Annotated in this window: 24 protein-coding genes; 17 read left to right on the top strand and 7 right to left on the bottom strand. The window is 72.0% G+C overall.

The annotated features are described in order from the left end of the window. Nucleotides 1-774, top strand: a complete 774-nt coding sequence (locus ACLQ25_RS15565) for an SDR family NAD(P)-dependent oxidoreductase (protein ID WP_425731574.1) — start codon at nt 1-3, stop codon at nt 772-774. A 51-nt stretch (nt 775-825) separates the two neighbouring features. On the opposite strand, the gene ACLQ25_RS15560 is transcribed toward ACLQ25_RS15565, so the two are convergent. Further along, nucleotides 826-2,304 (bottom strand): arabinofuranosidase catalytic domain-containing protein, encoded by a 1,479-nt coding sequence (locus tag ACLQ25_RS15560; protein ID WP_425731573.1) that lies wholly within the window; start codon nt 2,302-2,304, stop codon nt 826-828. A 204-nt stretch (nt 2,305-2,508) separates the two neighbouring features. On the opposite strand from ACLQ25_RS15560, the gene ACLQ25_RS15555 reads away from it, so the two are divergent. The 4 genes from ACLQ25_RS15555 to ACLQ25_RS15540 all read left to right on the top strand — a co-directional run bounded on the left by ACLQ25_RS15555 (nt 2,509) and on the right by ACLQ25_RS15540 (nt 7,200). Then, the gene (locus tag ACLQ25_RS15555) at nt 2,509-3,273 is read left to right on the top strand and encodes a helix-hairpin-helix domain-containing protein (RefSeq protein ID WP_425731572.1); all 765 of its coding nucleotides are present in this window, start codon (nt 2,509-2,511) and stop codon (nt 3,271-3,273) included. After that, complete coding sequence (locus ACLQ25_RS15550) at nt 3,270-5,654, top strand: ComEC/Rec2 family competence protein (RefSeq protein ID WP_425731571.1); 2,385 nt, start codon at nt 3,270-3,272, stop codon at nt 5,652-5,654. Before ACLQ25_RS15555 ends, ACLQ25_RS15550 begins: the two co-directional genes overlap by 4 nt. A gap of 155 nt (nt 5,655-5,809) precedes the next feature. Beyond that, nucleotides 5,810-6,790 (top strand): DNA polymerase III subunit delta, encoded by a 981-nt coding sequence (holA, locus tag ACLQ25_RS15545; protein WP_425731570.1) that lies wholly within the window; start codon nt 5,810-5,812, stop codon nt 6,788-6,790. Then, nucleotides 6,787-7,200, top strand: coding sequence for a hypothetical protein (locus ACLQ25_RS15540; protein ID WP_425731569.1), 414 nt, complete (start codon nt 6,787-6,789; stop codon nt 7,198-7,200). The genes holA and ACLQ25_RS15540 overlap by 4 nt, the downstream gene beginning before the upstream one ends. Before the next feature lie 193 nt (nt 7,201-7,393). Here ACLQ25_RS15540 and rpsT read toward each other — a convergent pair whose 3' ends face one another. Both rpsT and ACLQ25_RS15530 read right to left on the bottom strand, forming a co-directional pair. After that, nucleotides 7,394-7,660 carry a 30S ribosomal protein S20 gene (rpsT, locus tag ACLQ25_RS15535; RefSeq protein ID WP_355053192.1) on the bottom strand — a complete coding sequence of 89 codons (267 nt, stop codon included), beginning with the start codon at nt 7,658-7,660 and terminating at the stop codon, nt 7,394-7,396. 268 nt (nt 7,661-7,928) lie between these two features. Next, complete coding sequence (locus tag ACLQ25_RS15530) at nt 7,929-8,912, bottom strand: phosphotransferase (protein WP_425731568.1); 984 nt, start codon at nt 8,910-8,912, stop codon at nt 7,929-7,931. 61 nt (nt 8,913-8,973) lie between these two features. On the opposite strand from ACLQ25_RS15530, the gene ACLQ25_RS15525 reads away from it, so the two are divergent. The 7 genes from ACLQ25_RS15525 (at nt 8,974) to ACLQ25_RS15495 (ending at nt 16,262) form a co-directional block, all read left to right on the top strand. Then, nucleotides 8,974-9,510: a DUF4240 domain-containing protein gene (locus ACLQ25_RS15525; protein ID WP_425731567.1), complete on the top strand. Its 537-nt coding sequence runs from the start codon at nt 8,974-8,976 to the stop codon at nt 9,508-9,510. A 117-nt stretch (nt 9,511-9,627) separates the two neighbouring features. Continuing rightward, nucleotides 9,628-11,505, top strand: a complete 1,878-nt coding sequence (gene lepA, locus ACLQ25_RS15520) for a translation elongation factor 4 (protein ID WP_425731566.1) — start codon at nt 9,628-9,630, stop codon at nt 11,503-11,505. Nucleotides 11,506-11,992: 487 nt separating this feature from the next. Then, nucleotides 11,993-12,277 carry a GlsB/YeaQ/YmgE family stress response membrane protein gene (locus ACLQ25_RS15515; protein ID WP_053656080.1) on the top strand — a complete coding sequence of 95 codons (285 nt, stop codon included), beginning with the start codon at nt 11,993-11,995 and terminating at the stop codon, nt 12,275-12,277. Between the two features lie 226 nt (nt 12,278-12,503). Continuing rightward, complete coding sequence (locus ACLQ25_RS15510; RefSeq protein WP_425731565.1) at nt 12,504-13,790, top strand: sugar ABC transporter substrate-binding protein; 1,287 nt, start codon at nt 12,504-12,506, stop codon at nt 13,788-13,790. Then, nucleotides 13,787-14,773, top strand: a complete 987-nt coding sequence (locus ACLQ25_RS15505; protein WP_425731564.1) for a carbohydrate ABC transporter permease — start codon at nt 13,787-13,789, stop codon at nt 14,771-14,773. The genes ACLQ25_RS15510 and ACLQ25_RS15505 overlap by 4 nt, the downstream gene beginning before the upstream one ends. Further along, nucleotides 14,770-15,600, top strand: a complete 831-nt coding sequence (locus ACLQ25_RS15500; RefSeq protein WP_425731563.1) for a carbohydrate ABC transporter permease — start codon at nt 14,770-14,772, stop codon at nt 15,598-15,600. The genes ACLQ25_RS15505 and ACLQ25_RS15500 overlap by 4 nt, the downstream gene beginning before the upstream one ends. A gap of 20 nt (nt 15,601-15,620) precedes the next feature. Continuing rightward, the gene (locus tag ACLQ25_RS15495) at nt 15,621-16,262 is read left to right on the top strand and encodes an MOSC domain-containing protein (RefSeq protein ID WP_425731562.1); all 642 of its coding nucleotides are present in this window, start codon (nt 15,621-15,623) and stop codon (nt 16,260-16,262) included. A 51-nt stretch (nt 16,263-16,313) separates the two neighbouring features. Here ACLQ25_RS15495 and ACLQ25_RS15490 read toward each other — a convergent pair whose 3' ends face one another. Together ACLQ25_RS15490 and ACLQ25_RS15485 are read right to left on the bottom strand one after the other, a co-directional pair. After that, a complete protein-coding gene (locus ACLQ25_RS15490; RefSeq protein ID WP_355053200.1) occupies nt 16,314-17,216 on the bottom strand; it encodes a phytanoyl-CoA dioxygenase family protein in 903 nt (300 codons plus the stop codon). Nucleotides 17,217-17,479: 263 nt separating this feature from the next. Beyond that, nucleotides 17,480-18,385 (bottom strand): hypothetical protein, encoded by a 906-nt coding sequence (locus tag ACLQ25_RS15485; RefSeq protein ID WP_425731561.1) that lies wholly within the window; start codon nt 18,383-18,385, stop codon nt 17,480-17,482. A gap of 199 nt (nt 18,386-18,584) precedes the next feature. Here ACLQ25_RS15485 and ACLQ25_RS15480 point away from each other — a divergent pair, with 199 nt between their 5' ends. Continuing rightward, nucleotides 18,585-19,349: an SDR family NAD(P)-dependent oxidoreductase gene (locus ACLQ25_RS15480; RefSeq protein WP_425731560.1), complete on the top strand. Its 765-nt coding sequence runs from the start codon at nt 18,585-18,587 to the stop codon at nt 19,347-19,349. Nucleotides 19,350-19,404: 55 nt separating this feature from the next. On the opposite strand, the gene ACLQ25_RS15475 is transcribed toward ACLQ25_RS15480, so the two are convergent. Then, nucleotides 19,405-20,214, bottom strand: coding sequence for an enoyl-CoA hydratase-related protein (locus tag ACLQ25_RS15475; protein ID WP_425731559.1), 810 nt, complete (start codon nt 20,212-20,214; stop codon nt 19,405-19,407). 19 nt (nt 20,215-20,233) lie between these two features. Between ACLQ25_RS15475 and hemW the strand changes: the two genes are divergently transcribed. Next, complete coding sequence (gene hemW, locus ACLQ25_RS15470) at nt 20,234-21,457, top strand: radical SAM family heme chaperone HemW (RefSeq protein WP_425731605.1); 1,224 nt, start codon at nt 20,234-20,236, stop codon at nt 21,455-21,457. Nucleotides 21,458-21,519: 62 nt separating this feature from the next. Here the strand turns inward: hemW and ACLQ25_RS15465 are convergent, their stop codons facing one another. After that, entirely contained in the window at nt 21,520-22,161 is a 642-nt protein-coding gene (locus tag ACLQ25_RS15465) for a DUF4870 domain-containing protein (RefSeq protein ID WP_425731558.1), read from the bottom strand. A 213-nt stretch (nt 22,162-22,374) separates the two neighbouring features. Between ACLQ25_RS15465 and hrcA the strand changes: the two genes are divergently transcribed. The 3 genes from hrcA (at nt 22,375) to ACLQ25_RS15450 (ending at nt 25,355) form a co-directional block, all read left to right on the top strand. Next, nucleotides 22,375-23,397 carry a heat-inducible transcriptional repressor HrcA gene (hrcA, locus tag ACLQ25_RS15460; protein WP_355053206.1) on the top strand — a complete coding sequence of 341 codons (1,023 nt, stop codon included), beginning with the start codon at nt 22,375-22,377 and terminating at the stop codon, nt 23,395-23,397. Between the two features lie 73 nt (nt 23,398-23,470). After that, the gene (gene dnaJ, locus ACLQ25_RS15455) at nt 23,471-24,619 is read left to right on the top strand and encodes a molecular chaperone DnaJ (RefSeq protein WP_355053230.1); all 1,149 of its coding nucleotides are present in this window, start codon (nt 23,471-23,473) and stop codon (nt 24,617-24,619) included. Between the two features lies 1 nt (nt 24,620). After that, entirely contained in the window at nt 24,621-25,355 is a 735-nt protein-coding gene (locus ACLQ25_RS15450) for a 16S rRNA (uracil(1498)-N(3))-methyltransferase (RefSeq protein ID WP_425731557.1), read from the top strand. Nucleotides 25,356-25,478: the final 123 nt, after the last annotated feature.

Genomic DNA, 25,478 nt, shown 5'->3' with positions numbered 1-25,478 from the left:
GTGGCCGGCGCGTGCGTGGTGACCGGTGGCGGCCGTGGCGTCGGCCGGGCCGTGACGCAACGGCTGGTGACGAACGGCGTCACCGTCGTCGTCGTGGAGCGCGACGCCGAGGCGGTGGACTGGCTCGCCGGGCACCCGGTCGCCGATCACCTGCTCGCGGTGGTCGGCGACGCCGGTGACGAGCGCGTGGCTGAACACGCCGCCGAGGTGGCCGAACGCGTCGCCCCGCTGACCGGCTGGGTGAACAACGCGGCGATCTTCCGGGACGCGGCCCTGCACACGGCGTCGGCCGACACCGTGCTGGACCTGATCGGGCGGAACCTGCGCCCGGCCGTGGTGGGCGCCGCCGTGGCGGTGCGCCGCTTCCTGGCCGCCGGCACGGGCGGCGCGATCGTGAACGTCTCGTCACACCAGGCCCGCCGGCCGGTGCCGGGCGCCCTGCCGTACGCCACGGCGAAGGCCGCCGTCGAGGGGCTGACCCGGGCGCTGGCCGTCGAGTATGGGCGGCACGGCATCCGCGCCAACGCGGTCGCGCTCGGTTCGATCGCCACCGAGCGGCACGCCGAGTATCTCGCCGCGCAGGAGCCCACCCGGGCCGAGCAGATCGACGCCGAGCTGACCCGGCTGCACCCGGTGGGCCGGACCGGACGGGCCGACGAGGTGGCGGAGGCGGTCGCGTACCTGCTGTCGCCGGCCGCGAGCTTCGTCAACGGGGTGACCCTGCCGGTGGACGGGGGACGGGCGGTGCTCGGCCTCGACCCGGAGGCCCGCTGATCCGGTGCGGTCGGGCCGCCTCCGTCCGGAGACGGCCCGACCGCTGTCCGCTCAGCTCCGCAGGGACCACTGCTGGTTCTGTCCACCGTTGCAGGCCCAGAGGATGAGTTTCGTGCCGTTGGCGGTGGCGGCGCCGTTGGCGTCCAGGCAGAGCCCGGACTGGACGCCGGTCAGGGTGCCGTTGGCGTTGACGTTCCACTGCTGGTTCGCGCCGCTGTGGCAGTCCCAGATGATCACCTGGGTGCCGTTCGCGGTGCCCTGGCCGTTGGCGTCGAGGCACTTGTTGCCGTACACCTGGACCTGCTTGCCGGCCGTGTAGGTCCAGCGCTGCGCGGCGCTGTTGCTGATGCAGTCCCACAGTTGCACCTGGGTGCCGTTGGCGGTGGCGCCGTTCGGCACGTCGACGCAGCGACCGGACTGCGCGCCCACGATCTGGGCGTTCTGCTGCGGGTTGCCGCCGCTCGCGGGGGTGTAGGCGGCAGCGGCGATGTTCGCCTGCACGGCGTCCTCGGTGGCGGCCGTCGGGTAGCCGGAGGTCAGCACGCCCTCAAAGAAGGTGCCGCGACCGGTGATGCTGTTGTCGCCCCCGATGCCCAGGAGGATGGCCCCCTCCTTCTTCATCGGGTTGTAGCCGTTGGGCCGCCGACCGTCGAAGTAGGTGGTCAGGCCACCCGCCTGCGAGTTCCCGCCGCGGATCGCCCAGTGGTTCGGCTCGCCCTTGACCATGGCCGTCACGAAGCGGTGGTTGATGGACGCGATGTTGTTGTAGCCCGCGTTCACTCCGGAGAACAGGCCCCACTCCAGGTCGGCCATGATCCAGGGACCCGCGCCCGCCCCGTAGCCCCACTGCTTGTTGGCGCCGAAGTAGACCGTCTCCATGATGGCGCGCTCGTCGGCCAGGACGTTGGTCTGCGCGTTGCCGTAGTCGAAGCAGCACCACTGGTTGTAGTGCGTGCCGTCCACGACGGCGTAGATGCCCTCGGGCTGGTCGCCGGTCGCGACGCCGTTGGTGTTGTTGTTGCGGTAGCCGGTGCCGGGGGCGATGTAGACGCCGTACGCCTTCTGGCCGCCGATGGTGACCGGTGCCGCCTTCGCGTCGGCGAGGTTGTCGTACCCGCCGGCCGCCGGGCCGCTGAAGCCACCGGGAGGGGCCTGCGTGAGCCGGTTGTTGCGGCCGGACTGGTCGTAGATGATCGTGATGACGCAGCTCGTGTTGGCGCAGAACGCGTCCTGGGTGGCGGCGTTGGCGACACCACCGGCGCTGAGCACGCCGACGTCACGGGTGGTGTTGTCCGACGATCTGCGGACCTGGTAGAGCGCTCCGTTGTACGCGCCGTACAGGGCCCGGGTGGTGCTGTGCGCGGCGACGCACGGCGTCCCGCCGGAGGCGTAGATGTCGCACGGGCCGGTGCCGGCCGCCCGGGCGACGCCGGGCGTCTCCGTGACCAGGTAGACGCCGGCCCCGGCGACGAGGACCAGCAGGGTCCCCGCTGCGGCCAGCAGGCGGTGCAGTCTTCTCTTCATGTCCATGGTTCCCCTCAGGTGGCGGTGGTGGTGGGGGGTGATGATAGCGCTAACATTAATCCTCATCCATGAATACGCGCTACCTCCCGACCGCCCCTGCGCCGTACCAGACACGCGCATGATCAGGGCGTTGTCCACAGAGGCTTCCGTTGTCCACAGGTCGGGCCGGCGATGCGGGCGTCGTGGCGTCCGGCGTCCTAGCGTCGCGGCGTGGCAGAGGACGAGGAGACAGCGGTACGTCAGCGTCTGCGCCGGTTGACCGCCGCGACGGGCGTCGCGGCGCCGCTTCCGTCGGGGGCCGACGCGTCGGCAGCGGACGTGTCCGCCGACCTCGGCGGCGGTACGGCACGACTGCCCGGCCCCGGAGCGTTCGACCCGGGCAGACGCGGTGTACGGGCGCTGGCCGCCGTGGCCCTCGTGGTGGTGCTGGCCGCGGCCGGTTGGGCCTGGCGGTCCCGACCGCACGCGGAACCGGTCACCCCACCGCCCGGCGAGGCCACCTCGGCCGTCGTGACCGGGCAGGCCAGCGCGTCGGCGTCCGGCGAGCTGGTGGTGGCGGTCGCGGGCAAGGTGCGCAAACCGGGGCTGGTGCGCGTACCGGCCGGGGCCCGACTCGCCGACGCGCTTCGAGAGGCCGGTGGCCCGCTGCCCGGCGTCGACGTGGCGCTGCTCAATCCCGCTCGCAAGCTCGCCGACGGTGAGTTGATCGTCGTCGGGGTGACGCCCCCGCCGGCACCCGGCTCCGCCGCCGGTCCCGCCCCCGCCGGTGCGCCGGCCCCCGGCACAGCGCTGAACCTGAACACCGCGACACTGGCCCAGCTCGACGCGCTGCCCGGGGTAGGGCCGGTGCTCGCCCAGCGCATCCTCGCCTACCGGGACCAGCACGGCGGGTTCACGGCCGTCGGTGACCTGCGCCAGGTCGAGGGGATCGGCGACGCGCGCTACGAGCAGCTCAAGGACCTGGTGACGGTGTGAACGTCCCACCCGTCGTCGGCGACCCGCCGCCACCGGACCTCCGGCTCGCCGGACTGGCCGTGGCCGCCTGGCTCACCGCGCTCGCCGGCCTGCACCTCGGCCCCCGACCGCTGCTGCTGGTGGCCGGCGGAGCAGCCTTGTCGACGGCGCTGAGCGCCCTGCACCTGCTCGGTCGACTCGGTCGCCCAGGGGCTCTCGCCCGCCGTTTCGGCTGGATCGTCGTCGCGGTCGGTCTCGGCGTCCTCTGCGGCGCGGCGGCGACGTCGGCCCGGCTGCTCGTGCGGGACGCCCCGCCGGTCCGCGCCCTGGCCGAGAAGCACGCCCCGGTCACCGCCGACCTCGTCGTGCGTGACGATCCGCGCCCGATCCGCTCCGCCGGGCGTCCCAGCATGCTGCTGGTGTCGGGCGAGCTGATCCGGCTGACCGGTCCGGACGGCCAGCCGCTCCGGGCGTCGGTACGGGTGCTGGTCCTCGCCACCGACCCCGGCTGGCGAGGGCTGTTGCCGGGGCAACGGCTGACCGCCCAGGGGCGGCTCGGCCTGCCGCGCGGCGGTGACCTCACCGCGGCGGTCCTCGCGACCACCGGTCCACCGGAGCGGCGCGGTACGCCGTCGTGGGCGCAGCGCGCCGCCGGCACCCTGCGCGCGGGTCTGCAACGGGCCTGCGCGCCGCTGCCCGACGACCCGGGCGGTCTGCTGCCGGGACTGGTGGTGGGGGACACCAGCCGCCTGCCGCCCGCCGTCGAGGAAGACTTCCGGGCGACCGGCATGACGCACCTCAATGCCGTCTCGGGCAGCAACGTCGCGATCGTGGTGGGTGCGGTGCTGCTGGTGGCGCGCTGGGCACGCGCCGGCCCGTGGCTCGCCGGTGTGCTCTGCGGGGTGGCGCTGGTGGGCTTCGTCATCCTGGTGCGTCCGTCACCGAGCGTCGTACGGGCCGCCACGATGGGGGCGATCGGCCTCGTCGCGCTGGCCGCCGGTCGACCCCGGGCCGCGCTGCCCGCACTGGCCGCTGCCGTCACCGTGCTGGTGCTCGTCGACCCCGAGTTGGCGGGCGACGCCGGGTTCGCGCTGTCCGTACTGGCCACCGGGGGTCTGCTGCTGCTCGCGCCGCGTTGGCGCGACGGGCTGCGCCGTCGGGGCGTACCGGCCGGGTTGGCCGAGGCGTTGGCCGTTCCGGCGGCCGCCCAGGTGGCCTGCGGGCCGGTCGTCGCCGGGATCTCCGGCACGGTGAGCCTGGTGGCGGTGCCGGCCAACCTGCTGGCGGTGCCGGCCATCGCGCCGGCGACGGTGCTGGGCGTGACGGCCGCGGTGCTGTCGCCGGTCTGGCCGGCCGGGGCCGGGTTCGTCGCGTGGCTGGCGAGCTGGCCGGCCTGGTGGCTGGTCGTCATCGCCCGCCACGGCGCCCGCCTCCCGGCCGGCAACGTGGCGTGGCCGGGCGGGGCATGGGGCGCCCTGCTGCTGGCCGGGCTGACCGTCGCGCTGCTGGTGGCCGCGCGCCGCCCGCTGGTGCGCCGGTTGGTGGCGGTGGTCGCGGTCGCCGTACTGGTGGGCGCTCTCGGGGTCCGGTTGGTCGCCAGCGGCTGGCCGCCGCCCGGCTGGGTGGTGGTGGCCTGCGCCGTGGGGCAGGGGGACGCCCTCGTGCTGCCCGTCGCGCCCGGCCGGGCGGTGCTGGTCGACACCGGGCCGGAGCCGGGCGCGGTGGACGCGTGTCTGCGACGGCTCGGCATCCGGGAGGTGTCGCTGCTGGTGGTCAGCCACTTCCATCTCGACCACGTGGGCGGGGTGGCCGGGGTCTTCCGGGGACGACGGGTGGCCGCCGTGCTGACCCCGCCGTCGACGGACCCGGCCAGCGGTCGGACGGCCGTCCGCGCGGCGGCGACCGACGGCCGGGCCACGATGCGGGACGCCACCGCTGGGGCACGTCACCGGGTCGGCGGCGTCGAGCTGCTGGTGCTCGGACCGCCGTATCCGCTGGCCGGCACCCGCTCGGACCCGAACAACAACTCGCTGATGCTGCGCGCGACGGTCGCCGGCGTCTCGGTCCTGCTGCCCGGCGACGCCGAGACCGAGGAGCAGCACGCCGTCCTGGTCCGGACGCCGCCCGACCAGCTACGGGCGGACGTGCTGAAGGTCGCGCACCATGGCTCGGCGTACCAGGACGAGAGCTTCCTCACCGCGGTGCGGCCGGCCGTGGCGCTGGTGCCGGTCGGCACGGGCAACACGTACGGGCATCCGAACCCGGCGCTCCTGGCCCGGCTGAGCAGGGGCGGTACCCGGGTGCTGCGGACCGACACCGACGGCGACGTGGCGGCGATCCGGACGGCCGACGGCCTGGCGGTGGTCCGTCGAGGGCTGCCGCCGGGACGGCCGCCGCCGTGAGAGGCGCGTGGAAATTGCGCGCACTCGACCTGGAATCCCGACCATTTGCGGATTAGGTGGTGAACCGAGATAAATGTCTGGATTTGCGCTAAGTGCGGGCTGCGCCGACCGGGCGGCGAATGAGCAGGCCCGTACCCGCCACGGGCCGTGCGAATATGGGCGACGTGACCCCCGCCAGCCTCGCCCCCATTGTGCTCGTCGTCGGCGACGAGGAGCTGCTCGCCACGCGCGCGGTCTCCGAAGCTGTCGAACGGGCCCGCGCCACCGACCCCGAGGTGGACGTCCGCGAGTACCAGGCGGGTGCGCTCACCGTCGGCGAGATAGCCGAGATGCTCAGTCCGTCGCTGTTCGGCGGCCGGCGGCTTCTCGTCCTGCGCTCCGGCCAGGACGCCCGCAAGGACCTGGTCGCCGCGCTGCTGGCGTACGCGAAGAATCCCGACCCGGAGGTGCAGCTCCTGGTGCTGCACCTGGGCGGCGCCAAGGGCAAGGCGTTCGCCGACGGGCTGCGGTCGGCCGGCGCGACGGTGGTTCCGGCGGCCAAGCTCAAGGGCCACCGCGAACGGATCGCCTTCGTCCGCGACGAGATCCGCCGGGCCGGCGGCCGGTGCCCCGACGACGCCGCCGAGGCGCTGATCGCGGCGGTCGGCAATGACCTGCGCGAACTGGCCGCCGCCTGCTCCCAGCTCATGGCCGACACCGACGGGCGGATCAGCGCCGAGACGGTGTCCCGTTACTACCGGGGGCGGGTCGAGGTGACCGGCTTCACCGTGGCGGACGCCACCATGGTCGGCGACGTGCCGGCCGCCCTGGAAGCGCTGCGGTGGGCCCTGCACGTCGGTGTCGACCCGGTGCCCATCGCCGACGCCCTGGCCGACGGGGTGCGGACGGTGGCCCGGGTGGCATCGGCCGGACGGGGCAACGCGTACCAGCTCGCCAGCAGCCTCGGCATGCCGGCGTGGAAGATCGAACGGGCGCAGCGACAGGGGCGCGGCTGGACCCCGGAAGGACTGGTCCGCGCCATGCAGGTCGCCGCGGAGTGCAACGCGGCCGTCAAGGGCGGCTCGGACGACCGGGCGTACGCCCTGGAACGGGCAGTCTTCTCGGTGGCGGCGGCCCGGCAGGGCAGCAGCCGGTGACGGGGCCGAACCGTACGGCGTGGGCCACCGTGTCCGCCGACGAGGAGCGGTACCGGCCGCTCTACGCCCGGCTCCTCGGCCTGCGGTTCGTCAACCCCGGTGGGGTGCTCTGCTTCCTGTTCTTCGAGGGCGCCATCGCCCTGGCCGTGCTGCTCGCCCTCGCGGAGCTGGTCACCTGGTGGGCGGTGTTGGTGCTACCCGTGGTGGTGGCGGCGATGGTCAAGCTCAACGACATGGTGGCCGCGGTGGTGGTCCGTTCCGCCGCGCTCGTACCCGAACAGGAGCGCGACCGCTTCCGCCGGCAGATGGAGCCCGTGGTCGGCCGGGCCCGGGTCGAGTGGAGCGCCGTGGCTCCGGTGGTGGTCCGGCCCGGCCCCGCGCGGCCCAGGCGTAGGGACCCGCTGGACTGACGGTCGCCGAAGCCGCAGGCGCGCACCGGTCGAGCGGCGTAGCGCAGGCGCGGGCCGGTCGAGCGGCGTAGCGCAGGCGCGGGCCGGTCGACCGGCGAAGCGCAGGCGCGGCCCGGGCGAGCGGCGGTTCGTGGACACACGGAAGCCCCGGACCGAGGTCCGGGGCTTTCCGAATCAGTCTGACGACGAAGCGTCAGGCGGAGAGCGTCACCACGCGCTTCGCGATCGCCGACTTGCGGTTCGCGGCCTGGTTGGCGTGGATCACGCCCTTGCTGACGGCCTTGTCCAGCTTGCGCGAGGCATCCTGCATGAGAGCGGTGGCCTTCTCGACGTCACCGGCCTCGGCGGCCTCGTGGAACTTCCGGACGGCGGTCTTCAGCGACGACTTGACCGACTTGTTGCGCAGCCGGGCCTTCTCGTTCTGCCGGTTGCGCTTGATCTGGGACTTGATGTTCGCCACGCGACAGCCTCGTCTTGATAGCTCGGGTTGGTCAGCTTGCGCACGACATGACGACATGAGTCATCGCCGCGCGAAAAGCCAGGTTACCAGGTCGCCCGGGGACAAGCCAAAACGGCTCCATCCGACCGCGCGCGCTCGACTCCCGCGCCCAGCCGGGCGCTCGAGCCGTGATCCACTCGGCTTTCTGCAAACCAGGGTATCCGCCGCCCGCTGACCGACCGACTTCTCGGAAACCGGGGTGGATCAGGGGACGCCCGCGCCGGCCCGGTCACCGCCAGCCCTGCCGGCGGGCGAGCCAGTCGAGGGCCTGTCTTCCACTGGACCGCTGGTGCGCCGACCGGTGCGGCGAGGCCGTCACCGATGTCGCGTCCGCCCCGGTGAGGTAGTAGCCGGCCAACGCGGCGAGGGTGGCGTCCAGCGCGTCCGGGGGAGCGCCCGCGCTCGCCGGGTGCGTGGCGAAGATCCGATCGACGTCCAGGTCGCTGTCGTACGCGGTGAGCAGCAGCGTGACCAGGTCGAACCAGGCCGGCCCGGTGCAGGCCCACGTCCAGTCGACGATCCAGGCCCGGCCGTCCCGGCCGATGAGCACGTTGTCCACCCGCAGGTCGCCGTGGATCACGGCGGTCGCCCCGTCCGCGTACGCGGGGAGGCGGGACTCCAGCGCCACCAGCTCGGGGAGTCTGCCCCGGGCGGCGGCGGGCAGCGCGGGGAGCGGCTCCCGGCCCGCGGCGACCTCCTCCCACCAGAGGATGTCCGAGCGGGCCAGATCGCCCAGGCGGGGCAGGCCGAGCGCGGTCAGGCCGGTCGGTGGATCGGCGAGCGCGGCGGCGACCTCGGCGTACGCGGTGAGCGTGGCGTCCAGCTCGGCACGCGCCCAGGGCAGGAGTGGGAGATGGCCGTCGACCGCGTCGGCGCAGAGCGCGAACCAGCCGGCCTCGTCCAGCGTCCACCGTAGGCGGGGCGCGGGCAGGTCGGCCGGCAGCCGGTCGAGGATCGCGGCCTCCCAGGCGTACCCCTGAACCAGGCGCGGTTGCGCGACGGCGGGTGCCGCCTTGACGAAAGCCCGGCCGCCGTCGGCGGTGTCGAGCACGGCGGCGAAGCCCCGGGTGAAGCCGGCGGTGGCGACCTGGGCGGTGACCACCGGCGCGCCGAGCCGGTCGGCGATCGCGGCCCGCAGCGCCGCCGGCAGCTCCGGCCACGACGGGCGCGACGCGCCCGCGTGGTACGGCACCGGCGGTGGCGGAAAGGACACCCCACCATGCTGCCCCGGGGTACGCGCGCGGCGCGCGGCGACACTGCCAGACTGCCAAGCCATGAGGACCGAGGACTTCTGGCAGCTGATCGACCAGGCCCGCGCCGGGGGCGGGGGTGAGCCCGGGCCGGTCGCCGCTCGGGCCGTGGCGCTGCTCGCCGAGCGCGATCCGGAGGACATCGTCGGGTACGCCCAGCACCAGGCCAGAGTGCTGGCCGCCTCGCACAAGGCGGACCTGTGGGGCGCGGCGTACCTGATCAACGGTGGGGCGTCGGCGGAGGGTTTCGAGCACTTCCGGGGCTGGCTGATGACCCAGGGTCGGGCGGTGTTCGCCCGCGCGGTCGGCGAGCCCGACTCGCTGGCCGAGCTGCCCCAGGTGCGAGCCGCGTCGCTCAGCGGGGAGGAGTTCTCCGCCGAGCAGATGCTGGCGGTGCCGTGGGACGCGTACCGCAGGGCCACCGCGTCGGAGCTGCCGACGGACCGCGAGCCGGTCCGGACGCCGGACCTCAACGACTTCTGGGACTTTGACGACGAGGAGGAGGCCCGCCGCCGGCTGCCCCGGCTGGCCGCGCTCTTCGTGGAGCCGCCGATGGAGTGAGGCGTCGCGGGGGCCGATCCGTCGCCCGCGCAGTGGGCGTACCCCGGCGGCGTGGGAACATGGAGGGGGTCGGCGGCGCGCCGGCCTGTTCACGTCAGCCGACCAGAACGGACCGCTGTGCCACCGAAGCTCGATCCCGGCGCGAACGCCCCTGGTGCCACCGACCCCGGTCGCATCCGGAACTTCGGCATCATCGCCCATATCGACCACGGGAAGTCGACCCTGGCCGACCGGATGTTGCAGCTCACCGGCGTGGTCGACCCCCGGCAGATGCGCGCGCAGTACCTGGACCGCATGGACATCGAGCGCGAACGCGGCATCACCATCAAGAGCCAGGCCGTTCGCATGCCGTGGACCATCCGCGAGGGCGAGCGGACCGGCGAGCACGCCGTGCTCAACATGATCGACACCCCGGGGCACGTCGACTTCACGTATGAGGTGTCCCGGTCGCTGGCCGCCTGCGAGGGCGCCGTGCTGCTGGTCGACGCCGCCCAGGGCATCGAGGCGCAGACCCTGGCCAACCTCTACCTGGCCCTCGAGAACGACCTGCGCATCATCCCGGTGCTCAACAAGATCGACCTGCCGGCCGCCCAGCCGGAGAAGTACGCCGAGGAGTTGGCCCACCTCATCGGCGGCGACCCCGCCGACTGCATCCGGGTCTCCGGCAAGACCGGCGAGGGCGTCCCGCACCTGCTCGACGAGATCGTCCGGCAGTTCATCCCGCCGGTCGGCGACGCGGCGGCGCCCGCCCGGGCGATGATCTTCGATTCGGTGTACGACGTCTACCGCGGCGTCGTCACGTACGTCCGGGTCATCGACGGCCGGATCAGCGCCCGGGACCGGATCAAGATGATGTCCACCGGCGCCGTGCACGAGCTGCTGGAGATCGGCGTCATCTCGCCCGAGATGGTCAAGGCCGAGGCGCTCGGCGTCGGCGAGGTCGGCTACCTGATCACCGGTGTGAAGGACGTCCGGCAGTCCCGGGTCGGTGACACGGTCACCATCAACAGCCGCCCGGCCGCCGAGGCCTTGGGTGGTTACAAGGACCCGAAGCCAATGGTCTACTCCGGCCTCTACCCGATCGACGGGTCCGACTACCCCAACCTGCGTGAGGCTCTGGACAAGCTCAAGCTCAACGACGCAGCCCTGGACTACGAGCCGGAGACCTCCGGCGCGCTCGGCTTCGGCTTCCGCTGCGGCTTTCTCGGCCTGCTCCACCTGGAGATCATCCGGGAGCGGCTGGAGCGCGAGTACAACCTCGACCTGATCTCCACCGCGCCCAACGTCGTCTACCGGGCGATCACGGACGACGGCGAGGAGATCGTCGTGACCAACCCAAGCGAGTACCCCACCGGCAAGATCGCCGAGGTGTACGAGCCGGTCGTCCGCGCCACCGTACTGACGCCGAACGACTACGTGGGCGCGGTCATGGAGCTCTGCCAGGGCCGGCGGGGCAACCTGCTCGGCATGGACTACCTCTCCGCCGACCGGGTGGAGCTGCGCTACACGCTGCCGCTCGCGGAGATCATCTACGACTTCTTCGACCAGTTGAAGAGCCGTACCAAGGGGTACGCCTCGCTCGACTACGAGCCCACCACCGAGCAGGCGTCCGACCTGGTGAAGGTGGACATCCTGCTGCACGGCGAGCCGGTGGACGCGTTCAGCGCCATCGTGCACAAGGACAAGGCGTACAACTACGGCGTCACGATCGCCGCGAAGCTCCGTACGCTGATCCCGCGCCAGCAGTTCGAGGTGCCCATCCAGGCGGCCATCGGCAGCCGGGTGATCGCCCGGGAGACCATCCGCGCCATCCGCAAGGACGTGCTCGCCAAGTGCTACGGCGGTGACATCAGCCGTAAGCGCAAGCTGCTGGAGAAGCAGAAGGAAGGCAAGAAGCGGATGAAGATGGTCGGCCGCGTGGAGGTGCCGCAGGAGGCCTTCATCGCCGCCCTGTCCTCTGACTCCGGCGACGCCAAATCCACCGGCAAGAAGTAGCCCCCGTCCCGTCCCGTCCCGCCTCCCCGCCGTCCCGTCCCGCCTCCCCGCCGTCCCGGCCCGCCTCCCCGCCGTCCCGGCCCGCCTCCCCGCCCTCCCGGCCCGTCCCGCCCTCCCCGCCGTCCCGGTCCGCCCCGCCCTTCCGGCCTCCCCGGCCCTCCCCGCCCTTCACCGCGGTGATCAAGAGGTTCGCGTCATCCGAAGCCCGGATCCTGACGCGAACCTCTTGATCACCGGGGGCGGTCGGGGGTGGTCGGGGGTTGGGGCGGATTTTTTTTGGGGTTGGGGTCTGGGGTGGTCGCCCTGGGCAACATGTTGTCTGAGCTGTGTGGACGTGTTTCCGCGCCAACCGACGCAGACGATCGGCATCGACGCTGGCAACTTCTTGTGCGGGTGAGTCGGTTTGGATTTTTGGTGGGTCGGGAACTTAGCGGTCACGACAGGAAGCACACATTGTGTGTCAGACATTCTTTGAAGGAGCGCGACCGTGGAGCTCACCGTGTGGGGCATCATCACTGCCATCGTTGTTGGTCTCATCGTCGGGGCGCTCGGCCGCCTGGTTGTTCCGGGCCGCCAGAACATGCCGATCTGGCTGCACCTGCTGATTGGTGTTGGCGCGGCTCTGCTGGGCACGGTGCTGGCGCGGGCGATGGGTATCGCGACCGAGACTGCTGGTATCGACTGGACCGAGCTGCTGGTGCAGGTCGTGGTGGCCGCGATCGCGGTCGCGCTGGTGGCCGGTGTGGGTGGCCGCCGCCGCGTCACCCGGTAACAACCTGGCATCACCACAGGATGCGAAAAGAGCGCCCGGCCGGACGGCCGGGCGCTCTTTCGTGACGTCCTGCCCGGATTCGGCACGGTTCCATGAGTCTCTCGCGTCGGCGGCCTGCGATACGGTCGCCAGGCTTCGGCCTCCCCGCCCACTGTCGTAAAGGATTTCTTCGTACTAAGGTGCGGCGGAGAAGGTTAGTGCCAGGCGACGCGAGGGGAGAAGTGGCGTGAACAGGTGGAAGCGGTTGGCCCCGGTCACTGCCGTGGTGGCCTCGGTCGCCATGGTTTTGGGCGGCTGTGGGGGCTCCGGCGAGGAAGCGGCCGACGACAGCAAGCTCACCGTCTGGATGATGGGCGAGGGTGGCGACGCCCAGAACGCCTTCCTCGACGGCGTGGAGACCGAGTTCCGGCAGAAGCACCCCGACACCGATGTGGTGGTGCAGTACATCCCCTGGCTGGAGGCGCCGAAGAAGTTCCAGGCCGCGCTGGCCGGTGGTGAGGGCCCGGACATCACCGAGCTGGGCAACACCGAGACCCAGGGCTGGGCCGCGCAGGAGGCGCTCGCCGACGTGAGTGGCCGGATGGGCGGCTGGGCCGACGGCAAGGATCTGCTGCCCGACCTGGTGCGCAACGCGCAGCTCGGCGGCAAGCAGTACGGCGTCCCGTGGTACGCGGGCGTGCGGGCCATCTACTACCGCACCGACTGGTTCGCCGAGGCGGGCGTGCAGCCGCCGAAGACGTGGGACGAGCTGGTCACCGTCGCCAAGGCCGTGCAGGCCAAGAAGAAGGGCACCTACGGCATCGCGTTGCCGGGCAACTCCGAGCTGCCCTTCTACTCCTTCCTCTGGGGCGCGGGCGCGGAGATCGCCACCAACCAGGGTGGCGCGTGGAAGTCCGGCTACTCGACGCCGGAGGCGCAGCGGGCCGTCAAGTACTGGACCGACCTGGTCACCGTCCACAAGGTCGCCCCGCCGGCCGCCGCCGGCTGGAACGAGATCGACGCGCGGACGCAGTTCGCCACCGGCAAGGCCGCGATGGCGTTCGCCGGTAGCTGGCAGCAGGCCGCCATCAAGAAGGACAACCCCGAGATCGAGAAGGTCTGGGGTACGTTCCCGATCCCCGGCCCGGACGGCAAGGCCGCGCCCGGTTTCGCCGGTGGCTCCGACGTGGCGATCTGGAAGGACAGCGAGCGGCAGGACCTCGCCTGGGACTACCTGACCGTGCTGCTGAACAAGAAGAACGCGCAGAGCTTCGCGAGCAGCCTCGGGTTCTTCCCCGTCTACAAGGACCTGGTTGCCAGCGACACGTACGCCAACGACAAGGTGATGGCGGCCTTCGCCACCACCATGCAGAACACCAAGCTCACGCCGCTCACCCCGAAGTGGGTGGAGGTCAGCCGGACGAAGACGGTGACCCAGGCGATGAACAGCTCGGTCATGAAGGGTCAGAAGACGGTCGAGAAGGCTACCGCCGACGCGGCCGGTGAGATGGAAAGCATCCTCAACTCCAAGTGACCACGCTGACCGAGGTGCCGGAGACGTCCGCCGCGCGGGAGAACCCCGCGCGGCGGCGTCGCCGGGTCGACCGCCTGCCCTACCTGCTGCTCCTGCCCGCACTCGTCATCATCGGGGTTCTGCTGCTCTGGCCGCTCGGCCAGGTGGTGACGATGTCCTTCTACCGGCTCAACAGCGTCCGGCAACTGCGCGGCGACCGGGAGTGGCCGTGGGTGGGGCTCGGCAACTACACCGACATCCTCACGGACCCGTTCTTCCTGACCGTCCTGCGCAACACCGTGCTGTTCGCCGCGGCGAACGTGTTGCTCACGATGGTGCTGGGCACCCTGGTCGGACTGCTGCTCAACCGGCTCGGTCGCAAGATGGCGACCTTCGTGGCCAGTTGCGTGATGCTCGCCTGGGCCACCCCGGCGCTGACCGGCACGATCGTCTGGAAGTGGATCTTCGACGACACGAGCGGCCTGGTCACCTGGCTGTTCAACGCTCTGCCGGACGGATTCTCGAACGCCCTGTTCGGTCGCAGCGACTGGACCGGTTACGGCTGGTTCAACTCGCCGCTGCTGTTCTTCGCGATCCTCACCCTGGTGGTCGTGTGGCATTCGTTCCCGTTCATCGCGGTGAGCGTCCTCGCCGGCCTCAAGAGCGTGCCCAGTGAGTTGCACGAGGCGGCCCGGGTGGACGGCGCGAGCCCGTGGCGGGTCTTCTGGAAGATCACGTTTCCGCTGTTGCGACCAGTCTTCGGAATCCTGATCGTGCTCTCCACCATCTGGGACTTCAAGGTCTTCACGCAGCAGTTCGTGCTGGCCGGTGGCACCCAGGACCGGCCGACGTTCATGCTGTCGATCTACTCGTACGCCGAGGCCTTCTCGCCGCCGCCGAAGTACGGGCTCGGCGCGGCCATCGCGGTGATCCTCACGCTGATCCTGCTCGTGGTCACCGGCTTCTACGTACGGATGGTGCTTAAGCAGGAGGACGAGTCGTGAAGAAGGTCGCCCTCAACGCCGCCGGGCTGCTGGTCGCGCTCTTCGCGGCCTTCCCGGTCTACTGGATGATCTCGACGTCGCTGAAGCCCCGCAACGAGATCTTCTCGGCCACCCCGCAGCCGGTGCCGACCCATCCGACGCTGGCGCACTACCGGGAGATCCTCACCGGCAACCTGATCCCCGGGGTGACCTTCCTCGACTTCTTCGTGAACAGCGCGATCGTCGCGGTGTCCACGGTGGTGCTCAGTGGGCTCGTCGCCCTGCTCGCCGCGACGGCGGTGGCCCGGTTCCGCTTCAAGCTCCGGACCAGCTTCCTGATCATGCTGCTGATCGTGCAGATGATTCCGTTGGAGGCGCTGGTCATTCCGCTGTTCCTGATGATCCAGCGGCTCGGGCTCTACAACACCCTGCCCAGCCTGATCCTCACGTACCTCGGCTTCTCGCTGCCGTTCGCGGTGTGGATGCTGCGCGGTTTCGTCGCGGCCGTGCCCAAGGAACTGGAGGAGGCGGCGGCCATCGACGGCGCGAGCCGGGCCCAGACCTTCCGCCGGGTGCTGTTCCCGCTCGTCGCGCCCGGCCTGGTCGCGACCAGCATCTTCTCCTTCATCACCGCGTGGAACGAGCTGATCTTCGCGTTGACGTTCATCAACGACCAGGGCCGCTACACGCTGCCGGTGGCGATGACGTTCTTCTTCGGCCGCGACGACACCAACTGGGGGCCGGTGATGGCCGCCTCCACGCTGTTCACCCTGCCGGTCATCATCTTCTTCCTGCTGGTGCAGCGGAAGATGGTCTCCGGCCTGGTGGCCGGAGCGGTCAAGGGCTGACAGACCCTAGGCTGGCCGTCATGACGGGCAGGGTGGCAGCGGTGAACCTCGGCATCGTGACCGAGGCGGAGTGGGCCGGCGATGCGAGCGGTCGCAGCGGCATCGACAAGCGTCCCGTCGACGGGCCGGTGTCGCTGCTGACGGAGGGTCTGGCCGGTGACTTCGTCGGCGAGCGAGCCCACCACGGCGGGCCGGACAAGGCCGTCTACGCGTACGCCGAGGAGGACGCCGCGTGGTGGTCGGCCGAGATGGGCCGGTCCATCCGCCCCGGCGGCTTCGGGGAGAACCTGACCACCTACGCGGTCGACGTGACCGGCGCGGTCATCGGCGAGCAGTGGGCGGTGGGTACGGCGCTGCTCCAGGTGACCATGCCGCGCACCCCGTGCACCACGTTCGCCGGCTTCTGGGGCGTACGGGATCTGATCAAGCGGTTCACGGTCCGGGCCACCCCGGGGGCGTACCTGCGGGTGCTGCGCGAGGGCGAGGTGGGCGCCGGCGATCCGGTCGAGGTGGTGGAACGGCCGGCGCACGGGGTGACCATCGGCGAGGTGTTCCGGGCGACCAGCCTGGAGCCGGAGCTGCTGCCCCGGCTGCTCGACGCGACCGACCTGCCGGCACCGATCCGGGAGAAGGCCCGACGGCGGCTCGCCGGTCACGCCTGAGACGCGAGGAAGGCCCCCGGGCGGACCGAGGGCCTTCCTTCCAGCGGTATGTCAGCGCAGCCAGGGGATGTTGCGGTCGAGCAGACCGCGCTCCTTGAGCTCCTTGCGCAGCGGGATCTCGTCGTCGACGTACCCGTCCCAGTTGATGCCCCAGTAGTTGGCGGTGTGGGTGCCCTCACCGATCAGCTGGCGCTGCACGGGCGTGCGGTTGCGGTACCACTCGCCGTTCACGTCGGGGTGCAGCTCGTCCAGCGGACGGATCCACCGGTAGGTGTAGCCGACGAAGAGCATCTTGCGGGTGATGGTCGACAGGTTCGTCGAGCGCGAGTGCCACTGCCGACGGTCGAAGATGAACGCGTCGCCGGGGTTGGCGGTGATCTCCACCGTGCCCTCCGGGTCCGGGTTGTGCACGCTGAGGTCCTTGGGACGGTCCAGCGAGTTCCACAGGTGGCTGCCCGGGATGACCTTGGTGGCGCCACGGCCGGTCTCCGACAGGTCGGACAGCACGTACCCGACCTTCAGCGAGAACATCGGGCGGGGCAGGTTCGGGTCCATCGTCTCCGGGTCGGAGTTCTGCCGGTACCCGTCCTGGTGCCAACCCCAGTACGGCTTCTCCGGCTCGGCGGCCGGCGGGGTGACGTCCAGGTGGTTGTGGTGGGTGTAGATGTTCCAGCCGGCCAGCCCCCACATGTACGGGAAGGCGATCGGGTGGGTGAGCAGCTCGCCGAAGAGCTCGTCGCGCTCCAGGAAGCCCAGCAGGTGCAGGGTGCCGTCCTTCTTGGTGGTGCCCTTGGCCTGCTCCTCCGCGTAGACGCGGTCGACAGCCGCCTCCAGCGCCGCCCGGTGGTCCTCCGTCAGGACGTTGCGCAGCAGGAGGAAGCCCTGCTCGTGGAACTCCTTGCGGTCAGTGTCGCTGATCGGTTCGTAGCCGGTCCGGTCGCCGTAATCGAACACCGCGTCGTACCCCTCCCCATGAGGTGAAACCATTTCTGGCACAGGCCGCCGATCGTAACGCGAGTGCCGGGGCGGTGGGAGGGCGAGCGGCGGCGGTACGGCCCGGGGTCGGACCGCGCGCAGCGGAACCGGTGCGGCGAGTCACATTTACGTGATCACCGGGTGGTTCTGTGGTTGTTTGTCCGATTGTGCGGTCACTGCCGGTTAAGAGATCCGGGTCGGTGCGCCTCGGCCGCGGCCGATGGGCGCTCAGCGTCGGGCGCTCAGCCCTCGGCGAAGACCTCGGCCACCACCTGGCCGGCGGAGCCCTGCTCGCCGGTCACCTGGCCCCAGGTGCCGTTGCGGGCGGTCCACTCCAGGTCGCCGAAGCGGACCCGCTTCACCCCGTGGTCCTGGGCGTGCGAGACCAGCCAGTGCGCGTACCGCCAGCCGTCGCGCTGGTCCTGCGCGGTCACCGCCAGCCCGGTCTGGCTGGCCTTTTCGGCGCTCGAGACACCCCAGTCCAGCGCCAGGTTGCGGGTCAGCTGCGCGGCCGCCGCCGCGCCGTGCATCACCGGGGTACGCCCCACCGTGCAGGCCACCGCCTCGGTGGCGTCGCCGAGCAGGGCCTTGGTGAGCACCTCGGAGTCGTCGGCCCACTTCTGGTATGCCTCGGGGAACGCCGAGCGCTGCACCCGCTGGGCGGCGTCGGTGACCCGCATCTTCTCCCAGCCGCGCACCTTCTTGAGCGCCTTGTAGAACCTGTTCGCCGCGTAGCGAGGGTCACGGATCTGCTCGGGCGTGCCCCACCCCTTGCTCGGGCGCTGCTGGAACAGCCCGAGCGAGTCGCGGTCACCGTGGTCGAGGTTGCGCAGCCCCGACTCCTGGTACGCGGTTGCCAGCGCGACCACCACGGCGCGCTCGGGCATGCCGCGCTGGACGCCGATCGCCGCGATGGTGGCCGCGTTCGCCATCTGCTCCACGTCCAGGACCACCCGGCCGTCGGCCTGGACTGTGCAGGTGCGTCCCGCCAACGGCAGCCGCAGTTCGTCCCCCACCTTCCGGGCGACGAGCCAGATCGCGATCACGGCAACGAGGATGAGCACCACTCCGCCCGCCACGGCTGCCCGAGTTCGCACCCACACCTCCTGATCGACAGTTCGACAAGCGTACGTCCCCGCCGGCGTCATCCGGGCCGTTCGACCGGTTCGGGCTTCGCTCAGCCGTCACGTGCCGATCGGGACGTTCCCCCTGGCGCGCGGAACTCACCTGCGGATGAAGATCGTGTCTGCCGCGTCACCTGTCGTCAACAGCCGGAAGAGATTGCCTGGTCAAGGACTTTCACGATTGACACGTCAATCGGACGTGCGGGAGCCGAGGAGGAGTTCGATGGGAACGCTGGACGGCAAGGTGGTACTCGTGACCGGCACCGGCGGCGGTCTGGGCCGCGTCGCGGCGCTGACCTTCGCCCGCGAGGGCGCGAAGGTCGTCGGGGCCGACATCCAGGTCGACGGCAACAACGAGACGGTCGACCTCGTCCGGGCCGCCGGTGGGGAGATGACGAGCATCGCGCCCGTCGACCTGACCGACCCGGAGCAGGTCCGTCAGCTCGTCGAGGACGCGGTGGCCGCGTACGGAGGGCTCGACGTGGTCTACAACAACGCGGCCGCGCTGCGCTTCGGCCCACTGCCGGACTTCTCGGTCGACGACTGGCGGTACACGATCGCCGGTGAACTCGACATTCCGTACCTGGTGTCGAAGTTCGCCTGGCCGTACCTGGTGCGGCGTGGTGGCGGCGTCATCATCAACGCGGCCTCGATGGCCGGGATGATCGCCGGTCACGTCCCGCCGATGGTCGGGCACACGGCGGCGAACGCCGGCGTCATCGGCATGACGCGACAACTCGCGCTCGAAGGCGCGCCGCACGGCATCCGAGCGGTGGCGGTCAGCCCCGGGCCCATCCTCACCCCGGCCAGCGAACGCGACCTGGGGGACAACCAGGCGGCCCGGGACGCGATCACCGCGAAGACCATGCTGAAGCGGTTCGCCCGTCCCGAGGAGGTCGCCGAACTGGTGGTGTTCCTCGCCTCCGACCGCGCGTCGTACATCACCGGCGCCAACTACGCGGTCGACGGAGGCGCGAGCGCGTGGTGACCCGACCGACGAACCGGGGGCGCCGTCGACCATTCGGCGGCGTTCCCGCTCGGCGTCAGTCGGAATGATCACCGTGATCCGCGTCCAGAGCGGCCACCCATCGAGTCAATCTCTTCTCCCGGAACGCGGTGACCCCCTCGCGCCCCTCGTCGGAGAGGAAGTAACCCGTCGAGAGGGCGGACAGTCGGGCCAGGTCGCCGCGCAGCTCGGCGGTCCCCGGCCGGCGCAGCAGATCCTTCGCGCCGGCCAGCGCGCCGGGCGCGCCGCGGACCAGGGAGTCGCAGTAGCCCCGCACGACGTCGTCCAGCTCCCGGGCCGGCACCGAGGCCGTCACCAGGCCGACCTCGACGGCACGCCGCCCGTCGAAGGTGTTCCCGGTCAGGTACAGCTCGGCGGCGGCGCGGGGGTGCAGCCGGGGCAGCACGGTCGCCGAGATCACCGCCGGGATCACCCCGATGCGGACCTCGGTGAACGCGAACGTCGCCTCGTCGGCGCAGACCGCGAGATCAGCGGCGGCGATGAGGCCCAGTCCGCCGGCCCGCGCGGGCCCGGCGACCCGGGCCAGGATCGGCTTCGGGCACTCCCAGAGCGCCGCCAGCACGTCGCCCAGCATGCCGGCGGGCACGGTTCCGCTGGCGTACGCCGCGGCGGTCTCCTTCAGGTCCGCGCCCGAGCAGAAGACCGGACCGGTGTGGTCGAGCACGATCACGCGGACCGCGTCGTCGGCCACCGCGTCCGTCAGCCCGGCCAGCAACTGGGTCATCAGAGCGGTCGAGAGCGCGTTGCGGTTGTGCGGGCTGTCCAGGGTGAGGGTGGTCACCCCACGGGCCGTGGCGACCCGCACGAGCACGTCGGGAGAGGTCATGCCGGGCACACTAGTGGCCATGCCCGGCGTCCTTCCAGATGGTGAGACCGTCCCCGTCGACGGATCGTTGCCCGCCACCGCCACCACGGCGGTCGGCGCGCGCGGCTTCGGCGTGTACGTCCACGTCCCGTTCTGCGCCAGTCGCTGCGGCTACTGCGACTTCAACACGTACACGGCCGCCGAGCTGGGTGGGGGCGCGAGCCGCGAGGCGTACGCCGACACCGTGCTGGCTGAGCTGGCGCTCGCCGCCCGGGTGCTCGGCGACAACCCGCCACCCCGCGTCGACACCGTCTTCGTCGGTGGCGGCACGCCCACCCTGCTCCCCGCCGACGACCTGGCCCGCATCCTCGAGGGCATCGACCGCACCTGGGGGCTCGCCGCCGACGCCGAGGTGACCACCGAGGCGAATCCGGAGTCGGTCACGCCGGAGTCGTTGAAGCTGCTGCGCACGGCCGGCTACACCCGGATCTCGCTGGGCATGCAGTCCGCGTCGCCCGGTGTGCTGGCGATCCTCGACCGCAAGCACAGCGCCGGCCGGGCCACCGCCGCCGCCCGCGAGGCGCGCGAGGCCGGGTTCGACCACGTCAACCTGGACCTGATCTACGGCACGCCGGGGGAACGGGCCGAGGACTTCGCCGCCACCTTGGCGCAGGTCGTGGCCGCCGGGGTCGACCACGTCAGCGCGTACGCCCTCATCGTGGAGGACGGCACCCGGCTCGCCGCGCGGATGAAGCGCGGCGAGTTGCCGTACCCCAGTGACGACGTGGCGGCGGACCGCTACCTGGCCGCGGAGGCCGCCCTCGACGCGGCCGGCCTCTCCTGGTACGAGGTGTCCAACTGGGCGCGCACCGACGAGGCCCGGTGCCGGCACAACCTGCTCTACTGGACCGGCGCCGACTGGTGGGGCCTCGGGCCGGGCGCGCACAGCCACGTCGGCGGGGTGCGCTGGTGGAATGTGAAGCACCCCACCACGTACGCCCAGCGGCTGGCGGCCGGCGCGTCACCCGGCCTGGCCCGCGAGGTGCTGACCACGGACGAGGCGCACATGGAGGACGTGATGCTTCGGCTGCGGCTCGCCAGCGGACTGCCGCTGCGGGTGCTCGACGACGCCGGCCGGGCCGGTGCCGCGCGGGCCCTCGCCGACGGTCTGCTGGACGCCGACAGGTACGCCGCCGGACGGGCGGTCCTCACCCTGCGCGGCCGGCTGCTCGCCGACGCGGTCGTGCGGGACCTGCTGCCCTGAGCCGGACGCCCGCCCGGCCGGCGGCGGTGTGCCGGACCGGCCGGGGGAGCGGCCGGCCCGGATCACTTGATGAAGTTGGCGGAGAGCGGGTAGCGGTAGAGCTGCCCCTCGTTGGCCTTGATGCCGGCGAGGATGCCGCACACGGCTCCGAGCACGACGGCCGCCACGACGCCGATGAAGCCGATGAAGATGCAGGACAGCACCCAGCCGACCAGGCCGACGATCGACCAGATGAGCTGGAAGTTGAGCGCCGACACGGCGTGCGCCCGGACGGTCGGGGACTGGCTGCCCCGGGCCAGCAGCGCCACCAGCGGGGCGATCCAGCCGAGCACGCCGCCACTGATGATCATCCCGGCCGCGCCGCCGAAGTGGGCGACCAGCGCCCAGGTCTTGTCCTCGTTGTTGGCGTAACCGCCGCCGGGGCCGCCGTACGCGCCGCCGGTCGGATACCCGCCAGTCGTGCCACCCGGCGGGGGGTAACCCCCTGGTGGGGGGTAGCCGCCCGGCGGAGGGTAGCCGCCCGACGGCGGTTGGTCACCGGTGGGCGGCGGATAGCCACCGGCTGGGGGATAGCCGCCCGGGCCGGGCGCCCCGGACAGTGGTGCGGTGGGCGGCTCGGCCGACGAGGACGAGCCGGGGAGATTCGGCTCCGGCGGGTAGTTGCCGGGGTCTCCCGCGCCGGGAGGGCGAGGTGGTTCAGTCATGGTTGTCACGGTAGGTGCCGTGAGCAACGCTGCACCAGAGCGACATCGCCCCGTCGCCCGGGCCGATCGGCTCGCGCGGGATGTCACGGGCCGTCGTTGATCATCGCGTCGGCGGGCACGCCGACGTAGACTGGCACTCGTTACAGTCGAGTGCCAGGACGGTCCGTCGGCCCGGGTGGGCCGGCGGCCGACGTGCGACAGGAGGTGCGGAGGATGGGTCTGGACGACCGGAAGCTCGCCGTGCTCCGCGCAATCGTCGAGGACTACGTCTCGACCCAGGAGCCGGTCGGCAGCAAGGCGCTGGTCGAGCGGCACCAGCTCGGGGTCTCCCCGGCGACGGTCCGCAACGACATGGCCGTGCTGGAGGAAGAGGGCTACATCCGGCAGCCGCACACCAGCGCCGGCCGGGTGCCCACCGACCGTGGCTACCGTCTCTTCGTCGACCGGCTGTCCCGGGTCAAGCCGCTCAGTCCGGCCGAACGCCGGGCCATCGAGCGCTTCCTCGTCGGGGCCGTCGACCTCGACGACGTGGTCCACCGCACCGTACGGCTGCTCGCCCAGTTGACCCGGCAGGTGGCCGTGGTGCAGTACCCGAGCCTCGCCCGCTCCTCGGTCCGTCACCTGGAGCTGGTACCGATCTCCACCACCCGGCTGATGCTCGTGATGATCGCGGACACCGGCCGGGTGGAGCAGCGGCTGGTGGAGCTGCCCGGGCCGGTGCCCGCCGACGACGTCACCGACCTGCGTCGCCTGGTCAACGAGAAGCTCGCCGGCGAGCGCATGTCGGACACCCCGCCGCTGGTGCAGGCGCTTGTGGAAGAGGCGCCGGTGCAGCTGCGCCCGGCCATGACCACGCTCTCCACCGTCCTGCTGGAGACGCTCGTCGAGCGGCACGAGGAACGCATCGCCCTGGCCGGCACCGCCAACCTGACCCGGGGTGGTCTGCTCGACTTCCAGGGTTCGCTGCGGCCCATCCTGGAGGCGTTGGAGGAGGAGGTCGTGCTCCTCAAGCTCATCGGCGAGACCGAGCCCAGCACGACCCGGGTGCTGATCGGCGACGAGAACGAGTTCGACAACCTGCGTGCCGCCTCGGTGGTCAGCACCGGGTACGGCCCGGGGGCCACCATCGTGGGCGGCTTGGGAGTGCTGGGGCCGACCCGGATGGACTACCCCGGCAATATCGCCATGGTGCGCGCCGTGGCACGCTACGTGGGCGAGCTGCTGGCCCAGAACTGACCAGTCAGGGCCGACGGCCGGCTGCGGCCGCCGGTCGGCGCAACGCGAGACGAACATGAGGACACGGAACGCAGTGGCCAGGGACTACTACGGCATCCTCGGTGTCAGCCGGGAAGCCTCCGATGACGAGATCAAGCGCGCCTACCGCAAGCTGGCGCGCCAGTTCCACCCGGACGTCAATCCGGACCCGGAGGCCCAGGAGAAGTTCAAGGACATCAACGCCGCGTACGAGGTCCTCTCGGACGACCGGAAGCGGCAGATCGTCGACCTGGGTGGCGACCCACTCGCCCCCGGCGGCGGGGGCGCGGGCGGCCCGGGTGGTCCGGGGGGAGCCGGCCCGTTCGTCGGTTTCCAGGACATCATGGACGCGTTCTTCGGTGGTGCCGCGGGCGGTGCCGGCCGTGGGCCGCGTCCCCGGACCCGACCGGGCGCGGACGCGATCCTGCGCCTCGAACTGGACCTGCACGAGACGGCGTTCGGCGTCGAGGCCCCGATCACCGTCGACACCGCCGTGCTCTGCACCACCTGCTCGGGCGCCGGCACCGCGGCCGGTACCCACCTGGCCACCTGCGAGGCGTGCGCCGGCCGGGGCGAGGTGCAGTCCGTGCAGCGCACCTTCCTCGGCCAGGTCGTTTCGGCCCGGCCGTGCACCGTCTGCCAGGGCTACGGCACCACCATCCCGCACCCCTGCCCGACCTGCGCCGGCGACGGCCGGGTACGCACGCGCCGATCGCTCACCGTCAAGATCCCGGCCGGCGTCGAGGACGGCATGCGGATCCGGCTGGCCCAGCAGGGTGAGGTGGGCCCGGGCGGCGGCACCGCCGGCGACCTCTACGTGGAGATCCACGAGCGTCCGCACGACGTCTACTCCCGCAAGGGTGACGACCTGCACTGCCGCGTCACCGTGCCGATGACCGCCGCCGCGCTGGGCACCCGGCTCACCATCAAGACGCTGGACAGCGAGGAGACCGTCGACGTCAAGGCCGGCACCCAGCCGGCCAGCACGTTGCGACTGCGCGCCCGGGGCGTACCGCACCTGCGCGGCACCGGCCGGGGTGACCTCTACGTGCACCTGGACGTCCGGACGCCCACCAAGCTCGACCCCGACCAGGAGAAGATGCTGCGCGACTTCGCCAAGACCCGGGGCGAGGAGGTCGCCGAGCTGACCAAGCAGGGCGGCTTCTTCTCCCGGATGCGCGACGCGTTCAACGGGCACGCCTGAAGTGTCGGCGCCGCTGTTCCTGGTGGAGGCGCTGCCCATCGGTGACGCGCTGACCCTGGACGGCCCGGAGGGGCACCACGCCGCCACCGTGCAGCGGCTGCGCGTCGGCGAGGAGCTGCTGCTCGCCGACGGTCGGGGCGGCACGGCCGCCGCCGTGGTCACCGCCGTCGGCCGGGGCAGCCTGGAGGTCGCCGTCACCTCCCGGGGGTACGCGGACGCGCCCGTACCCCGGATCGTCACCGTGCAGGGCATCGCCAAGGGTGACCGGGGCGAGCTGGCCGTGCAGGCGATGACCGAGGTCGGGGTGGACGAGATCGTGCCCTGGGCGGCGTCGCGCTCGGTGGCCCAGTGGCGCGGTGACCGGGGCGTACGCGCACGCGACAAGTGGGTCGCCACCGCCCGCGAGGCGGCGAAACAGGCCCGCCGGCCCTGGCTGCCCGTCGTGGCCGGCGCGCCGGACGAGTCCACCGCCACGGTCGCCCGCCGGATCGCGGGCGCCGCCGCCGGGTTCGTCCTGCACGAGGAGGCCGAGGAGCCGCTGACCGGCGTCGACCTGCCGTCGGCCGGGGAGATCGTCCTGGTGGTCGGCCCCGAGGGCGGCATCGCCCCGGCCGAACTGACGGCCTTCCGCGAGGCCGGTGGCCGGCCGGTACGCCTCGGGCCGGAGGTGCTGCGTACCTCCACGGCCGGCGTGGCCGCGCTCAGCGTGCTGGCCACCCGCCTCGGCCGCTGGTAGCCGGCCACCCCCGACTCGCCGCCACCCTGGGCCTGCGTTCGCTTCGGCCGCCACCCTGGGCCTGCGTTCGCTTCGGCCGCCACCCTGGGCCTGCGTTCGCTTCGGCCGCCACCCTGGGCCTGC

It is taken from the genome of Micromonospora sp. DT44 (assembly GCF_049841635.1).
Taxonomy (GTDB): domain Bacteria; phylum Actinomycetota; class Actinomycetes; order Mycobacteriales; family Micromonosporaceae; genus Micromonospora.
Note: the sequence above shows the minus strand (reverse complement) of the source record. Positions and strands in the feature narration are given on the sequence as shown.

What these genes read in the sequence shown, in the direction of transcription:
- hemW (WP_425731605.1), top strand. Translation starts at nt 20,234, where the DNA reads ATGCCCGGCGTCCTTCCAGATGGTGAGACCGTCCCCGTCGACGGATCG.
- ACLQ25_RS15475 (WP_425731559.1), bottom strand. Translation starts at nt 20,214, where the DNA reads ATGACCTCTCCCGACGTGCTCGTGCGGGTCGCCACGGCCCGTGGGGTG.
- hrcA (WP_355053206.1), top strand. Translation starts at nt 22,375, where the DNA reads ATGGGTCTGGACGACCGGAAGCTCGCCGTGCTCCGCGCAATCGTCGAG.
- ACLQ25_RS15495 (WP_425731562.1), top strand. Translation starts at nt 15,621, where the DNA reads ATGACGGGCAGGGTGGCAGCGGTGAACCTCGGCATCGTGACCGAGGCG.
- holA (WP_425731570.1), top strand. Translation starts at nt 5,810, where the DNA reads ATGGGCGACGTGACCCCCGCCAGCCTCGCCCCCATTGTGCTCGTCGTC.
- ACLQ25_RS15525 (WP_425731567.1), top strand. Translation starts at nt 8,974, where the DNA reads ATGAGGACCGAGGACTTCTGGCAGCTGATCGACCAGGCCCGCGCCGGG.
- ACLQ25_RS15465 (WP_425731558.1), bottom strand. Translation starts at nt 22,161, where the DNA reads ATGACTGAACCACCTCGCCCTCCCGGCGCGGGAGACCCCGGCAACTAC.
- ACLQ25_RS15560 (WP_425731573.1), bottom strand. Translation starts at nt 2,304, where the DNA reads ATGGACATGAAGAGAAGACTGCACCGCCTGCTGGCCGCAGCGGGGACC.
- ACLQ25_RS15485 (WP_425731561.1), bottom strand. Translation starts at nt 18,385, where the DNA reads ATGACGCCGGCGGGGACGTACGCTTGTCGAACTGTCGATCAGGAGGTG.
- ACLQ25_RS15480 (WP_425731560.1), top strand. Translation starts at nt 18,585, where the DNA reads ATGGGAACGCTGGACGGCAAGGTGGTACTCGTGACCGGCACCGGCGGC.